Below are 17,037 nucleotides of genomic sequence, written 5' to 3'. Positions count from 1 at the left end.
AGGAAGTCCTCGTGGCCGCTCAGGTCGGGGGCGTAGTCCTGGTGCACCATGCCGGCGTAGACGCCGATGTCGCTGCCCCGCACCGAGTGGGGGTCGATGCCGGCCCGCTCCAGGGCCTCCCAGGAGACTTCGAGCAGTTGACGCTGCTGCGGGTCCATCGCGAGCGCCTCGCGGGGCGATATGCCGAAGAACGCGGCGTCGAACCGGCCCGCCTCGTGGAGGAAGGCTCCCTCACGCACGTACGTCGTTCCGGGGTTGTCCGGATCGGGGTGGTAGAGCCCTTCCAGGTCCCAGCCCCGGTCGTCGGGGAAGGGCGTGTAGACGTCGGCGCCCTCGGACACCACCCGCCACAGGTCCTCGGGGCTGCGGATCCCACCGGCGTACCGGCAGGCCATCGAGACGATCGCGATGGGCTCGGTGGCCGCGGCCGCGAGGTCGCTGTTCTCCTGCTGGAGCCGGGCGTTCTCCTTCAGTGTGGCTCGCAGTGCCTCGACAACCTGCTCGTCCGGCGCGGACATAACCATCCTCCACGGTTCCTTGACCATCGATGGGTCAGCTCGTCTTGCCCAAGGCCCGTTGCACCAGACCGGCAACGTCCATTGCGTCGATCAGTTCCTCGGTGCCGGCCTGTGGCTCCCCGGCAGCCGACCCGTCAGCGCTCTCGCCGTGCTCGTCCTGCTCGTCGCCGGCGGCGTTGTCGGCGAGTGACAGGAGTGCGTCGAGGACACCGGCCTCCTTGAAGCGGGCGAACGGTACGGAGGCCAGCACCTGCCTGAGGTCGTCCTCCCGCTCGTCCACCGCGTCCTCGGCGTCCTCGGTGTCCTGGAGCAGCTCGGCGCGCAGGTAGCCGACCAGTGCCTCCGGCGTGGGGTAGTCGAAGACCAGCGTGGCGGGCAGCCGCAGGCCGGTTGCCGCTCCGAGGCTGTTGCGCAGGTTCACGGCGGCCAGCGAGTCGAAGCCGACCTCCTGGAACGCCTGCCGCGGCCCGATGCCCTCGGCGCCGCCGTGGCCGAGGACGACGGAGGCGTGGCTGCGCACCAGGCGGAGCAGGATGCGGTTCTGGTCGGTGTCCGTGACGGCCCGCAGCGAGTCGGCGAGGGAAGCGGCGGCGTCGGTGTTCTCGCTGTCGCGCTGCGCCGCCTGGAGCACCGCCTTCGCCTCGGGCAGGTCGGCCAGGAGCGGGCTGGGCCGGACCGAGGTGAACGCCGGGACGAAGGCGCCCCAGTCCATGTCGGCCACGGTCACGAACTTCTCGCCCGCCTGCACCGCCTGCACCATGGCGGTCACCGCCAGCTTCGGGTCGACGGGAAGGACACCCCGCCGCCGCAACTGGGCGAGGGCGGCCTCGTCCATGCCCACGCCGATCTCGTCGAGCGCACCGCAGGCGATCGCCGTCGCCCTCAGTCCCCGGGCGCGACGCCACTCGACCAGGGCGTCGAGGACGGCGTTGGCCGCTCCGGACGGGCCCTGCCCGCCACCGCCCCACACCCCGGCGATGGAGGAGAACACCACGAACGCGTCGAGCGGGGTGTCCTCGAACCGCTCGTCCAGCCATACGGCGGTGTCCACCTTGGCCGCGAAGACCTCGGCGAGTTCCGCGGCGCCGGTGTCGTCGATGGAGCTGGTCCGGGTGATGTCGGCGGCGTGCACGACCGCGGTGAGAGGGTGTTCGGTCCCGGCCAGCAGCCGCGTGATCGCCTCCCGGTCCGTGTCCGCGCAGGACGCCACCGCCGTGTCGAGGCCCAGCCCGGCCAGTTCGGCGGTCAGGTCCGGTACGGCCGTCCCGGGCGCCCGCGCGGTGGTGGTGACGACGAGCCGGTCGGCGCCCGCTTGCGCCAGCCGCACGGCGACGTGCCGGCCGAGGCCTTCGGCGCCGCCGGTCACCAGGACGGTGCCCCGCGGCTGCCAGCGGCCGTCACCGGCCGTCGCGTCCGGCGCGGGCTTGCGCACCAGGCGGCGGCTGTACACGCCCGAGCGGCGGACCGCCAGTTGGTCCTCGCCGCCGACGCCGTTCAGCACACCGAGCAGATACTGCGCGGCACGCGCGTCCGTCCTGGCGGGCAGGTCGACCAGACCGCCCCACCGGTCCAGGCGTTCCAGCGCGGCGGCACGCCCCAGACCCCACAGGGCCGCCTGGGCCGGCGAGGTGAGCGTGTCGTTGATGCCCATGTTCACCGCGCCCCTGGTCAGGCACCACAGGGGCTGGGTGACGAGGCTGTCGGCCAGGGCCTGGACCAGTGCGAGCGTCGAGGCGGTGACGGCGAGCGGGTCCTGCGGGCCCCCGGCGGTCCGCTCGTCCAGGGCGAGCAGGGACAGCACTCCGGACACGTCCCGTCCGGCCAGCACGCCGGTCAGCCGCTCGACGAGGCGCTCCCGCGTCCGGTCGGCGTCGTCCACCTCCAGCAGGACCATGCCGAGTCCCTGACCGGTCAACTCCTCCAGGAGCGCGTCGATGGCGGTGTCGTCCGGTCGCTCGGCCGGTACGACCACCAGCCACTGCCCGCCCGGCACACCGGCGGCATCGCGTTCCAGCGGCTGCCAGGTGACGTGGTAGCGCAGCCTCTCAGCGCTGGACCGCTCACGGCGCTTCCCGCGCCACTCGGCGAGGACGGGCACGACACTGCCCAGCGCGTCGCGTTCCTCGGCCGTCGCCGTCTCCAGCAGTTCGGTGAGGGCGTTCAGGTCGGCCTGCTCCACCGCCTGCCAGAAGTCGGAGTCGGCACCTTCCGCGACATCGGCGGCCTCGCCGGTCGCCTCCGCTTCCTGGAGCCAGTAGTGCTGGCGGTCGAAGGCGTACGTGGGCAGCTCGACGCGGGCCGAGGTGGCCCCGTCGGGCAGGATGCCGGACCAGTCGACCGGCACGCCGCGCACGAAGAGTTCGGCCATCGACGTGAGCAGACGGCGCAGGCCGCCGTCCTCGCGGCGCAGCGAACCGGTGACCATAGCGTCGGTGTCGCCGTCGGCGGCGTAGACGGTCTCGGTGATCGGCTGGACCAGCACGGGGTGCGCGCTGACCTCGACGAAGACGCCGTGGCCCTGCTTCAGGAGGGCGGCTACCGCGGGGCCGAAGCCGACCTGGCCGCGGAGGTTGCGGTACCAGTAACCGCCGTCCAGGACGCCTTCGTTCGCGATCCACTCCCCCGTGACGGTCGAGTAGAACGGGATCGACGGGGCCTTGGCCGTGACTTCGGCGAGGGTGTCGGCGAGCGTGTCGCGGATGTCCTCGACATGCCGGGTGTGGGAGGCGTAGTCCACCGCGACCCGCCGTACCCGGATCCCGTCGGCGGCCAGCGCCTCCAGGGCCTCGTCCAGCGCTTCGGCGTCACCGGCGATCACTACGGAGGACGGCCCGTTGACGGCGGCTACCTCGACCCGGTCCGCCCAGCGTTCCAGCCGCCCGACCGCCTCGCTCTCGCTCAACGCGACCGAGGCCATACCGCCCCGCCCGGCAAGCTGCCCGGCGATGGCCTGACTGCGCAACGCCACGACCCGAGCCGCGTCTTCCAACGACAGGGCACCCGACACACACGCGGCTGCGATCTCACCCTGCGAATGCCCCAGCACCGCACCGGGTTTGACGCCCACCGACTGCCAGACGGCCGCGAGACCCACCATTACCGCGAAACTCGCCGGCTGGAGGACGTCGACCCGCTCCATCAGACCCGGGTCGGCATCACCACGCAGCACGTCGATCAACGACCAGTCGATGAAGGGCTCCAGGGCCGCCGCGCACTCGGTGATCCGCTCGGCGAACACCGGGGAGGCATCGAGGAGTTCCCGGCCCATGCCGGCCCACTGCGAGCCCTGACCCGGGAACACCCACACCACCCGGCCTGGCGTCCCCGAGCTGCCGGACACCACACCAGGGGCACCCTCACCCCGCACCAGCGCCCGCAGACCGGTGAGCGCCCCGCCGTCGGTATCGGCCACCACCACCGCACGCTCACCCAGCACCGCACGCCCGCCGACCAACGCGCCGGCGACGTCGACCAGGTCGACCCCGTCGTTCCGCTCGACGAAGGACGCGAGGCGCCCGGCCTGTCCGGCCAGCGATCCAGCACTCCGCGCCGAAAGGACCAGCGGCACCACACCACCGGACGACGGAGCCCGAACCGGGCCCTCGTCCTCGGCAGGCGCCTCCTCCAGGATTACGTGGGCGTTCGTGCCGCTGGCTCCGAACGAGGACACGCCCGCACGGCGCGGACGCCGCTCCTCACGCGGCCACTCCCGCGCCTCGGTCAGCAGCTGCACCGCACCCGCCGACCAGTCCACCTGCGTCGTGGGCGTATCCGCATGCAGTGTCGCCGGCAGCACACCGTGCCGCAGCGCCTGCACCATCTTGATCACACCGGCCACACCCGCGGCCGCCTGAGCGTGACCGATGTTCGACTTCAACGAACCGAGCCACAGCGGCCGTTCGGCATCGCGCTCCTTGCCGTAGGCCGCCAGCAGGGCCTGCGCCTCGATCGGATCGCCCAGCGCCGTGCCCGTCCCGTGCGCCTCGACGACGTCCACGTCGGACGCCGAGAGCCCGGCACTGGCCAGCGCCCGCCGGATCACCCGCTGCTGCGAGGGACCGTTCGGCGCCGTCAGACCATTGGACGCACCGTCCTGATTGACCGCGCTGCCCTTCAGCACCGCGAGAACCTTGTGACCCCGTTCCCGTGCCACCGACAGGCGCTCCAGGACCACGACCCCGACACCCTCGGCCCAGCCCGTGCCGTCCGCACCCTCCGCGAACGCCTTGCAACGCCCGTCCGCGGACAGGCCCCGTTGCCGGGAGAACTCCATGAAGGCGTCCGGACTGGCCATGACGGTGGCGCCGCCGGCGAGCGCCATCGAGCACTCGCCCTGGCGCAGCGCCTGCGCGGCCAGGTGCATCGCCACCAGGGACGACGAGCACGCCGTGTCGACGGTGACCGCCGGGCCCTCGAAGCCGAAGACGTACGACACCCGGCCCGACGCCACACTCGACGCCGTACCGGTCATGAGATAGCCCTGCACGTCCGCGGGCACCTCGCGGAGCCGGGTGACGTAGTCGTGGTGGACGATGCCGGTGAAGACTCCGATGTCGCTGCCCCGGGTGGAGAGCGGGTCGATGCCCGCGCGTTCCAGCGCCTCCCACGAGGTCTCCAGGAGCAGCCGCTGCTGCGGGTCCATGGCGAGCGCCTCACGCGGCGAGATCCCGAAGAGCGCGGCGTCGAACTGCGCGGCCTCGTGGAGGAATCCGCCGGAGCGGGTGTAGCTCGTGCCGGGGTGGTCGGGGTCGGGGTGGTACAGGCCGTCGAGGTCCCAGTCGCGGTCGACGGGGAAGCCGGTGATGGCGTCCTGGCCTTCCGACACGAGTTCCCACAGGGCTTCGGGGCTGTCCACGCCGCCCGGCAGCCGAGTGCTCATGGCGACGATCGCGATCGGCTCGTCCGTGGCCGCCGTCAGGCCGGTGGCGGTGGTCGCACCGGGCGACTGCGCCTGCTCGCCGAGCAGTTCGGCCCGCAGGTGGTCGACCAGCACCTCGGGGGTGGGGTAGTCGAAGACGAGCGTGGCGGGCAGTTCGACCCCGGTGAAGTCGCGGAGCCGGTTGCGGAGCTTGACCCCGCCGAGGGAATCGAAGCCGAGGCTCCTGAAGGACTGCTGGGCGTTCCAGTCGAAGGCGTCCGGGTCGCCGTGGCCGAGGACGACGGCGACGCTCTCCTTCACCAGGTCCGTCACCGTGCGGTGCTGTTCCTGCGCGGAGAGGCCGGCCAGCCGTGCGGCGAACGCCCCGTCCACGCCCGCGTCCGGCGCCACGGCACGCTGATCACTCTCGACGCGCGGGTCGGCGATGTCGGCACCGCCGATGCTGCCGGAGCCGTCGGCGGTGGCGATGCCGGCACCGCCGGTGCCGTTGCCGGTGGCGGAGCCGTTGGCCGTGTCGACCCAGTAACGGCGGTGCTGGAACGCGTAGGTGGGCAGCTCGGTGCCGGTCTCGGTGGCAGGCGTCGTACGTCCGAGGACGGCCGCCCAGTCCAGGGGTACGCCGCGCACGTGCAGGTGGGCGAGTGCGGTCAGGACGTCGGCGGGTTCGGCACCGTCCTTGCGCAGGGTGGCGAGGCACCCTTGCTCCGGGATGCCGGGCGCGGCGAGGGCGAGTGCGGTGAGGACGCCGCCGGGGCCCAGCTCGAGGAAGGTCGTGGCGCCCTGTTCGCCGAGCGTGGTGAGGGCGTCGCCGAACCGCACCGCGGCGCGCGCCTGGCCGACCCAGTAACCGGGGTCGGTGAGCTGTTCGTCCGTGGCGAGTTCACCGGTGACGGTGGAGACGACGCGCAGGGTCCCCCGGCGGAAGGGCAGGCGCTCCGCGACCGTGCGGAACTCGTCGAGCATGGGTTCCATCAGCGCGGAGTGGAAGGCGTGACTGACGGTCAGCCGGTGCGTCTTGTGGCCGCGCCGCGCGAGTTCCCCGGCGACGGCGAGCACGGCGTCCTCCGCGCCGGAGAGCACCAGCGCGTCGGGGCCGTTCACCGCGGCGACGCAGACCTCGCCCGAGGCCCGGTCGAGCAGGGGTGCGAGGTCGGCCTCCGTGGCCTTGACGGCGACCATCGCGCCGCCCTCGGGCAGGGCCTGCATCAGCCGGCCCCGTGCGGCCACGAGTTCGGCGGCGTCCTGAAGACCGAGGACGCCGGAGACGTGGGCGGCGGTGATCTCTCCGACGGAGTGTCCGGCGACGAGGTCCGGGCGTACTCCCCAGGACTCGAAGAGCCGGTACAGCGCGGTCTCCAGGGCGAACAGGGCGCCCTGGGTGTACAGGGTGCGGTCGAGCAGTGCGCTGCCGGGGGCGTCGGCCACGCCGAGGACGACCTCGCGCAGCGGACGGTCCGCGTGTCCGCTCAGGTGGATGTCGACGGCGGCGCACGCGCTGTCGAAGGCGTCCCTGAAGACCGGGAAGGCCTCGGCGAGTTCGCGGCCCATGCCGGCCCACTGGCTGCCCTGTCCGGTGAAGAGGACGGCCAGTCTGCCCGTGGCGGGGGCGCCGGTGACCGCCGCGGGGGTGGCCCTGTCCGCTGCGAGGGCGACGAGGTCGGCGCCGAGCTGCTCCGGGTCGGTGGCCAGGACGACGGCGCGGTGGTCGAGTTGGGCGCGCGTGGTGGCGAGCGCGTGCGCGGTCTCCGCGAGCGGTGTGCCGGGCCGCTCGGCGAGGAAGCGCGCGAGCCGGTCGGCCTGCCCGCGCAGCCCTGCCGACGTCCGCCCGGACACGGGTACGAGCACGGGCACGGGTACGGGCCCGGAGGACGACGCCGCCGCTTCGGGTCCGGCCGGCTCGCGGTCCGCGGGGGTGGGCTCCGGGAGGCCGGGGGCCTCTTCGAGGATGACGTGCGCGTTGGTGCCGCCGATGCCGAAGGAGGACACACCGGTCCGGCGCGGGCGGCCCTCGCGCGGCCACTCCCGCGCCTCGGTCAGCAGCTCCACCGATCCCGCCGACCAGTCGACGTGGGTCGACGGACGGTCCACGTGCAGGGTGCGGGGCAGCACGCCGTGCCGCATCGCCATCACCATCTTGATCACGCCGGCGACGCCCGCGGCGGCCTGAGTGTGGCCGATGTTCGACTTCACCGAGCCGAGCCACAGCGGCCGTTCGGCGGGCCGGCCCTGGCCGTACGTCGCCAGCAGTGCCTCCGCCTCGATCGGGTCGCCGAGCGTCGTGCCCGTGCCGTGCGCTTCGACGGCGTCCACGTCGTCGGCCCGCAGTCCGGCGTGGGCCAGAGCCCTGCGGATGACGCGCTGCTGGGCGGGGCCGTTGGGCGCGGTCAGGCCGTTCGACGCGCCGTCCTGGTTCACCGCGGTCCCCCGGACGACGGCCAGGACCTGGTGGCCGTTGCGGCGCGCGTCCGACAGCCGCTCGACCAGGAGCAGCCCGGCGCCCTCCGACCAGCCGGTGCCGTCCGCACCGTCCGCGAACGCCTTGCACCGCCCGTCGGGTGCCAGACCGCGCTGCCGGGAGAACTCGACGAAGGTCTCGACGGTGCCCATCACCATCACGCCACCGGCCAGCGCCATGGTGCACTCGCCCCGGTTGAGGGCCTGCGCGGCCAGGTGCAGCGCCACCAGGGAGGAGGAGCAGGCCGTGTCGACGGTGATGGCGGGACCCTCGGTACCCAGGTGGTAGGCGACCCGGCCGGAGGTGACGCTGCCGGAGGAGCCGGTGAGGCGGAAGCCCTCGACTCCGCTCGCCTGGTGCATGAGGACGCTGTAGTCGTGGCTGTTGACGCCGACGAACACGCCGACGTCCTGCCCGGCGAGGGTCGTCGGGTCGATCGCGGCCCGCTCGAAGGCCTCCCAGGACGTCTCCAGCAGCAGCCGCTGCTGGGGGTCCATCGCCAGCGCCTCGTTGGGCGAGATGCCGAAGAAGGCGGCGTCGAACCCGGCGGCGTCGTCGAGGAAGGCGCCGTGTCGCACGTACGTCGTGCCGGCGTGGTCGGGGTCCGGGTCGAAGAGCCGGTCGGTGTCCCAGCCGCGGTCGTCGGGGAACTCGGTGACGACGTCGACGCCGTCGGCCACCACGCGCCAGAGGTCCTCGGGGCTGTGGACGCCGGCCGGGAAACGGCAGGCCATGGCCACGATCGCGATCGGCTCGTCACCGGTGTCCGAACCGGCCGAGCCGTCCGCCGCCCCGCGCACGGCGAGTTCGTCCGCACCCGGTTCCGCGGTGCCGAGGAGCCTGCCGCGCAGATGTCGGGCGAGCACGGCGGGCTTCGGGTAGTCGAAGATCACCGCCGGGGAGAGGGTGAGGCCAGTCGCGGCGACGAGCCGGTTGCGCAGCTCCACGGCGGTCAGCGAGTCGAAGCCGGCGTCCTTGAACGGCCGGTCGGCGCGGATCGCGTCGGCGGAGGCGTGACCGAGGACCTCGGCTGCGTGCCGTCGCACCAGGTCGGTCAGGAACTCGTGCTGCTCGGTGCCGCTCAGCCCGGCGAGACGCTCCGCCACGCCACCCCTGCCGGGGGCGGGGGCGGCGGACCCGGCCACCGGGCGGGGCGCCGGCGCCAGTGCGCGCAGCGGCGCGGGTACAGGGCCGTCGGTCGCCGCGGCGCGCAGGGCGGTCAGGTCGAACTTCGCCGCCAGCAGCGTGCCGTCCGCGTCCGCGGCGGAGCCCAGGGCGGCGTTTAGAAGCGCCATGCCCTCGGCGGCGGTGAGACCGGCCATGCCGATGCGCCGGTTGCGCCGCAGGTCGGCGGCGTCCAGGTGCTCGGTCATGGCACTGACCGTCGACCAGTAGCCCCAGGCGATGGAGACGGCCGGCAGGCCGAGCCGGTGCCGCTGCCGCGCCAGCGCGTCCAGGCAGGCGTTGGCGGCGGCGTAGTTGGCCTGTCCCGGATTGCCGAGGACGCCCGCCGCCGAGGAGAACAGCACGAACGCGGCCAGGTCCATGTCCCGGGTCAGCTCGTGCAGGTGGAGCGCCGCGTCGAGCTTGGGCCGCAGTACGGTGTCGACGCGGTCCGGGGTCTGCTCGGTGAGCACCCCGTCGTCGAGGACCCCGGCGGTGTGCACGACGGCCGTCAGCGGATGCGCGACCGGTACCGTGCGCAGCAGTTCCTCGACCTGGCGCCGGTCCGCCACGTCGCAGGCGGCGACGGTGACGCACGCGCCGAGCGCGGTCAGCTCCTCTCGCAGCCCCTCGGCACGGCCGCGCCGGCCGACCAGGAGCAGGTGGCGGACGCCGTGCACCGTGACCAGGTGCCGAGCCGTCAGCGCGCCGAGCGTCCCGGCACCACCGGTGATCAGGACGGTGCCCTCGGGGTCGAGCCGCGGGACCGCGGTTCCGGCCTCGGGCGACGCCCCGCCGCGCGACCGCACGAGGCGGGGGACGTGCGCGAGACGGCCGCGCATCCTCAGTTGCGGCTCACCGCTCAGGATCGCGGCCGGCGGCACCGACGCGAAGTCGCCTCCGAGGTCCAGGAGGACGATACGGTCCGGATGCTCCGACTGGGCCGACCGCACCAGACCCCACACCGCGGCCGCTTCGAGCGTGTCGCAGTCGCCCGTGACCACGGCCAGCCGGGTCTCCGCCAGGGCGGGCTCCGCAAGCCAGGCCCGCAGGACGGCGAGAGTGGCGCCGACCGCCGCCCGCGGGTCGCCCGAAGCGGACTCGGGGCGGGAGTCGTACACCAGGAAGTCGGGAGCGGCCCCGCCCGTCGCGCCCAAATCGGCGACGTCACGACCGCCACCGACCGCGACGAGCCCCAGAACACGGTCCACGGCGGGCAACGGCACCTGGACCCAGTCGACCCGGAACAGCGAGTCGTACGGCAACGCCGCCCCGATTCCCAGCCGTTCGGCGGAGAACGGCGTCGCGCGAACGCCCTCGACCGACATCACGGGTCGCCCCGTGGGATCGGTCAGCAGCAGGGGTACGGCCCCGCCCAACGCCTCTCCCCCACGCACACGCAGTTCGGTGGCACCCGAAGCGAGCAGGGCGACACCGGACCACACGGAGGGGACCGTGCCGTCCGGGACGACCGTACGGACGGCGGCGTCGAGCAGTGCCGGGTGCAGCCCGTAGCGGTCGGCGTCCTGCCCGACGGCATCGCCCAGGCGCACTTCGGCGGCCTCGCCGCCCCGCTCCGGTACGGCAGGTGTCTCGTGACCGGCGGCCGGCGCCAGAACGCCGTGCGCGTGCCGGGTCCACTCCGCGTCCAGCGGGGCGTCGGCGGCACGGGAGTAGACCTCCACCGGCCGCCGTTCCCCGTCACACTCGCCCACGACGACCTGGATGCTGCGGTCGCCGCCCTGCGGCAGGACTACGGGTGTGTCGACGGTCAGTACGTCGAGGAAGGGGACGGACGCCAGGTCACCGAGCCGGACGGCCAGTTCGACCAGAGCGGCGTTCGGCACCACGACCGTGTCGGACAGCAGGTACTCGGCCAGCCAGGGCTGCGCCCTGAGCGACCACCGGGACGTGGCCACGAGCCCACCCGAGTTCGGCAAGCCGACGACCGCACCGAGCAGCGGGTGATCGGCAGCGGCCAGCCCGAGGGCGGTGGCATCGGTGGGGGCGTCCGTGGCCTGGAGCCAGTAGTGCTGGTGGTCGAAGGCGTACGTGGGCAGCTCGAGGCGGGCCGACGTGGCCCCCTCGGGCAGGATGCCGGACCAGTCGACCGGGACGCCGCGCACGAAGACTTCGGCCATCGACGTGAGCAGACGGCGCAGGCCGCCGTCCTCGCGGCGCAGCGAACCGGTGACCATAGCGTCGGTGTCGCCGTCGGCGGCGTAGACGGTCTCGGTGATCGGCTGCACCAGCACCGGGTGCGCGCTGACCTCGACGAAGACGCCGTGGCCCTGCTTCAGGAGGACGGCGACCGCGGGGCCGAAGCCGACCTGACTGCGGAGGTTGCGGTACCAGTAACCGCCGTCCAGGACACCGGCGGTCTCGATCCACTCCCCCGTCACGGTCGAGTAGAACGGGATCGACGGCGCCTGGGCCGTGACGCCAGCGAGGGTCTCGGCGAGCGTGTCGCGGATGTCCTCGACGTGCCGGGTGTGCGAGGCGTAGTCCACCGCGACCCGCCGCACCCTGATCCCGTCGGCGGCCAGGGCCTCCAGTGCTTCGTCCAGGGCTTCGGCGTCACCGGCGATCACCACGGACGAGGGCCCGTTGACGGCGGCCACCTCCACGCGGCCCGCCCAGCGTTCCAGCCGCCCGACCGCCTCGTCCTCGCTCAGCGCGACCGAGGCCATGCCACCCCGCCCGGCGAGCTGCCCGGCGATGGCCTGACTGCGCAGCGCCACGACGCGAGCCGCATCCTCCAACGACAGAGCACCACTGACCGCGGCCGCAGCGATCTCACCCTGCGAGTGCCCCAGCACCGCATCGGGTTTGACGCCCGCTGATTGCCAGACGGCCGCCAGACCCACCATCACCGCGAAGCTCGCCGGCTGGAGGACGTCGACCCGCTCCATCAGGCCGGGGTCCGCATCTCCGCGCAGTACGTCGATCAACGACCAGTCGATGAAGGGCTCCAGGGCCGCCGCGCACTCGGTGATCCGCTCGGCGAACACCGGGGAGGCTTCGAGGAGTTCCCGGCCCATGCCCGCCCACTGCGAGCCCTGACCCGGGAACACCCACACCACCCGGCCCGGCGCCCCAGAACTGCCTGACACCACACCAGGCGCACTCTCACCCCGCGCAAGCGCCCGCAGCCCGGCCACAGCCTCCTCACCGGAGTCGGCCACGACCACCGCGCGCTCACCCAGCAGAGCTCGACGCGTCACCAGTGAACCGGCCACCGACTCCAACGGCACACCCGCGGAACCGGCCACAGCCGCAAGCCGCTCCGCCTGTCCGGCAAGGGAACCCGCACTCCGCGCCGACAGAACCAGCGGCACCACACCACCGGAAGAGGGAGCCAGGGAGGCGTCCTCCTCGGCAGGCGCCTCCTCCAGAATCAGGTGCGCGTTCGTCCCGCTCACCCCGAAGGACGAGACGCCCGCGCGACGCGGACGGTCCCCGCGCGGCCACTCCCGCGCCTCCGTCAGCAGCTCCACCGCACCCGCCGACCAGTCCACCTGCGTCGTGGGCGCATCCACATGCAGTGTCGCCGGCAGCACACCGTGCCGCAGCGCCTGCACCATCTTGATCACACCGGCCACACCCGCGGCCGCCTGCGTATGCCCGACGTTCGACTTCAACGAACCGAGCCACAAGGGCCGTTCCGGATCGCGCCCCTGCCCGTAGGTCGCCAGCAGCGCCTGCGCCTCGATCGGATCGCCCAGCGCCGTGCCCGTCCCATGAGCCTCGACGGCATCCACATCGCTCGACGAGAGCCCGGCACTGGCCAGCGCCCGCCGGATCACCCGCTGCTGCGAGGGACCGTTCGGCGCCGTCAGACCATTGGACGCACCGTCCTGGTTCACCGCACTGCCCCGAAGCACGGCCAGCACCTTGTGACCGCGCTCCCGTGCCACCGACAGGCGCTCCAGGACCACGACCCCCACACCCTCGGCCCAGCCCGTGCCGTCCGCACCCTCCGCGAACGCCTTGCAACGCCCGTCCGCGGAGAGGGCGCCCTGCCGGGAGAACTCGACGAAGTTGTCGGGGGTCGCCATCACCGCCACGCCGCCGGCGAGGGCCGTGGTGCACTCGCCCTGGCGCAGCGCCTGCGCGGCCAGATGCATCGCCACCAGCGACGACGAGCACGCCGTGTCCACCGACACCGCGGGGCCCTCGAAGCCGAAGACGTACGACACCCGGCCCGACGCGACACTCGACGCCGTACCGGTGCTCGCGAAGCCTTCCAGTTCCGGTGGGACGGAACCCGTTCCGTAGCCCTGGCCGAACAGCCCGGAGAAGACGCCGACGTCGGCGCCCTTGAGCGCGAGCGGGTCCATCCCGGCGCTCTCGAACGCCTCCCAGGAAGCCTCCAGGAGCAGCCGCTGCTGCGGGTCCATCGCCAGCGCCTCACGCGGCGAGATGCCGAAGAAGCCCGCGTCGAACAGACCCGCCCCGGTCAGGAAGCCACCCTGATTGGTGCTGGAGGTTCCAGGACGCTCGGGCTGGTCGGGTGCGTAAAGGTGCTTCAGGTCCCAGCCCCGGTCCTCGGGGAAGTCGGAGATGGCGTCGACACCGTCCGCCACCAGCCTCCAGAGCTGTTCGGGCGAGGACACCCCGCCGGGCAGCCGGCAGGCCATGCCGACGATGACGACCGGGTCGGCCGGGTCGTCGGTGTTCGCGGTCAGGGCCAGTCCGGTGACCGGCGCCGACTGCGGGACGCCGAGGATCTCGGACCGCAGGAAGACGGCGAGGTCCGCCGGGGTTGGATGGTCGAAGGCGACCGTCGTGGGCAGGCGCAGCCCGGTGCGCTCGGTCAGCCGGTTGCGCAGCGCGACGACGGCCATCGAGGTGAAGCCCAGATCGCGGAAGGCGCGGTCGGCGGGTACGGAGGCGGGGCCTGCGAGGTGCATCGCCTCGGCTGCGAGGGTGCGAACGAGGTCTTCCAGGAACGTCAGTTGCGCGCGGTCGTCCATCCCGGACAGTTCGGCGCGCAGGGATGCCTTGAGGGCCGCGTCCGGCTCGCCCCGTCCGGCGGTCGTCGGGGCCGGGGCGAGGGCACGCAGGATGGCGGGTATCTGCTCACCATCCGCGGCGACGCCCGGCGGCGGGACGGCCAGCGGAGCCGGGGAGCCGTCGGTCAGGGCGAAGTCGAACGCGGCGAGCATGTCTTGCCGCAGCCGCCCCATGTCGGTGCCGGCGGCCGCGTCGGCCGTAGGTCCGCTCCAGGTGAGGAACGATCCGGGCAGGCCCCGCAGTCGGCGCGCGCGCACCAGTGCTTCGCAGAGGCTGCCGTCTACGGCCACGGACGCGGCCGCGTCCGAGGCTCCGGCGACGCCTGGCAACCCCGCCGCACCGGGCACCGCCGCGACCCAGGTCCGGAGGTCGTCCCCCGCGGTCAGGAGGTCGAGGCACAGGGTCAGGTCGGGGTCTCCGGCCGCGTCGACGACCGCGATGACCGGCTGCCCGAGTTCGGTCAGGTCGGCCAGGGCGGCGCGCAGCGGCTCGCGGTGTGCGGCGTCCGCGGTGATCCGCAGCACGCTGGTGCCGGCGAAGGCCAGGGCGTCGCCCGGGGTGTCGGCTCGGCTGCCGGGGGCTCCGACGAGGAGGAGGGACGTCGCGCCATGGACCGTGGCGAGGCGGTGTGCGAGCGCCGCGCCGTGCTCGGTGTCCGCGCCGGTGACCAGCACCGTTCCGGAGCGGCCGGAGCCGCCTGAGTCCGCGGGGCCGCCTGAGTTCCCGGGGGCGGTGAAGCCCGGTCGCGGGGAGTCCTGCCGCGGCGGGTCGGTGACGGGCAGCGGGGTCAGCCGGGGCACGAGCAGATCCCCTGCACGCACCGCGACCTGCGGCTCTCCAGTGGCGAGCACGGCCGACAGCGTGCCGAGGGACGCCTCCGGGCCGGACCCGTCCGCTCCGTCGGGTATGTCCACCACCGTCAGCGACCCCGGCCGCGTCTCCTGCAGGGAGCGCACGACGCCCCAGAGCGCCGCCTCGGCCAGGTTCTGAGCCGGGTCGGTGATGGTCGCCGCTACGGCGCCGCGGGTGAGGAGGACCAGCCGGCCGGCCGACGCCTGCGGCCACGCGGTCCACGTCTCCAGGTCCCGGCCCAGTCGCCGGGCCCGCTCCCGCGCGGCGGCGAACGCGTCGGTGTGCCGCGCGGCAGGGGTCGCGGGCGGCGGTACGACGACCGTCACGTCCGGGACGGGGTCGCCGGCGGTGACCGCGTCGGCCAAGGCCGCCAGGTCCTCGTAGTGACGGACCTCGACGCCGGCCGCGTCCAGGGTGTCGAGGAGCCCGGCCACGGGACCGGCCACGGCCCAGCGAACGCCGCCCGGGCGGGTCTCGGCCGGGCGGGTCTCGGCCGGGCGGGTCTCGGCCGGGCGGGTCTCGGCCGGGCGGGTGCCGGAGGACTCCGATGCCGGGAGCCACTCGACCCGCGTCAGCGCGTCGTGGTGACCGTCCGCCGCGTACCGCAGCCTGCCCGGCTGCTCGGCCAGCACGAGACGCTTGGTCTTGCCCGACGCGGTACGGGGGATGCCGGCGACCTCGCGGACGCGTTCCGGCACCTTGTAGGCGGACAGCCGCTCGCGGCAGCGGGCGATCAGCTCGGCGGCATCGAAGCCGGAGTCGCCCGCGACGACGTAGGCGACGGGTACTTCGCCGAGCGTGTCGTGCGGTGCGCCGGCGACGGCCGCGTCCACGACGCCGTCGACGGTCCGCAGGACCGCCTCGACCTCCTCGGGATGGATGTTCTCCCCGCCCCGGATGACGAGTTCCTTGATCCGGCCGCGGATGGCGAAGTAGCCGCGCTCGTCGCGCCGGGCCAGGTCTCCGGTACGGAACCAGCCGTCGCGAATCGCCTCGGCGGTCGCCTCGGGGGCGTTGTGGTAGCCGACCATGACGTTGGGCCCGCTGACCCAGACCTCGCCCTCGACGTCCGTGGGGGCGTCGGTGCCGGTGACAGGGTCGACGATGCGGACGTCGACGCCGGGCACGGGCAGGCCGCACGAGCCGTCGACGCGGGGGCCGTCGGGCGGGTTCATGGTGATGGCCCCGCAGGTCTCGGTGCTGCCGTAGGCGTCGACCAGCGGCACCCCGAAGGTCTCCTCGAAGTCCCGGCGCAGTCCGGGGCCGGTGACGGCGCCCCCGACCAGGCCGATGCGCAGGTCCGGCGCGTCGAAGCCGCCGTCGCGGGCGGCGGAGACGAGGTGGTGGTAGGTGGTGGGGACGCCGGCGAGGAAGGTCGAGCGGTCCTCCTTCAGGATCCGCATGACGTCGTCGGCGGAGGCGCCGTCCACGAGCCGGGCGGTGGCGCCGGTGACGGTGACGGACAGCACGCACGCGATGTGCGAGAGGCTGTGGAAGAGCGGCAGCGGCCACAGCACCCGGTCCCGGTCCGAGAGGCCGGGGATCGGTACGTAGGACGAGGCCACGGACCACAGGCAGTTGCGCTGTGTCGACAGCACGCCCTTGGGCCGGCCCGTCGTTCCGGACGTGTAGAACATCCACGCCACTTCGTCCAGGGCGAGGTCGTCCCTGGCGGGCAGGGGCGGCTCGGAGCAGGCCAGCGCCTCGTAGGCGTGGACACCGGCCTCCTCGGCCAGGTCAGCCGCCGTGCGCCCCGTGACGAGGAGGACGGGCCCCGTGTCCTTGCCGGGCCCGCCCCGGAAGTGCCGCGCCCGGGTGGCATCGGTGATGACCACGAGGGCGCCGCTGTCGGCGAGCAGGTACTCCAGCTCGGCCGGCGCGGAGGCGGGGTTGAGCGGTACGCCGATGCCTCCCGCGCGCACGACGGCCAAGTAACTCTCCACGGTGGCCACGGTGTTGCCGAGGCAGATGGCCACCCGGTCGCCGTGTCCGACGCCCAGGTGGGCCAGGTGTCCGGCCAGCCGGCGCGTCCGTGCCTCCAGGTCCCCGTAGGTGACCGCTCGCTTGTCGTCCGCGAAGGCGACCTTGTCGGGGAGACGGGCCGCGTTCTCCAGGAGTGCGACGGGCAGGGGCTTGATGAGGTCGGTGCGCAC

The 17,037-nt window shown here is 73.7% G+C and carries 2 protein-coding genes (1 of these 2 running past the window's edge); both read right to left on the bottom strand.

The features are described 5' to 3' along the window. On the bottom strand, positions 1-593 hold the start of the coding sequence (locus IE108_RS29340) for a type I polyketide synthase (RefSeq protein ID WP_444545608.1). It extends 10,285 nt beyond the left edge of the window; only the first 593 of its 10,878 coding nucleotides appear in the window; the start codon lies at positions 591-593; the stop codon falls past the left edge of the window. Beyond that, positions 553-17,037 carry a type I polyketide synthase gene (locus IE108_RS29335; protein WP_064732180.1) on the bottom strand — a complete coding sequence of 5,495 codons (16,485 nt, stop codon included), beginning with the start codon at positions 17,035-17,037 and terminating at the stop codon, positions 553-555. Before IE108_RS29335 ends, IE108_RS29340 begins: the two co-directional genes overlap by 41 nt.

It is taken from the genome of Streptomyces parvulus (assembly GCF_014648855.1).
GTDB lineage: Bacteria > Actinomycetota > Actinomycetes > Streptomycetales > Streptomycetaceae > Streptomyces > Streptomyces parvulus.
This window is presented reverse-complemented; position numbering and strand designations above follow the sequence as displayed.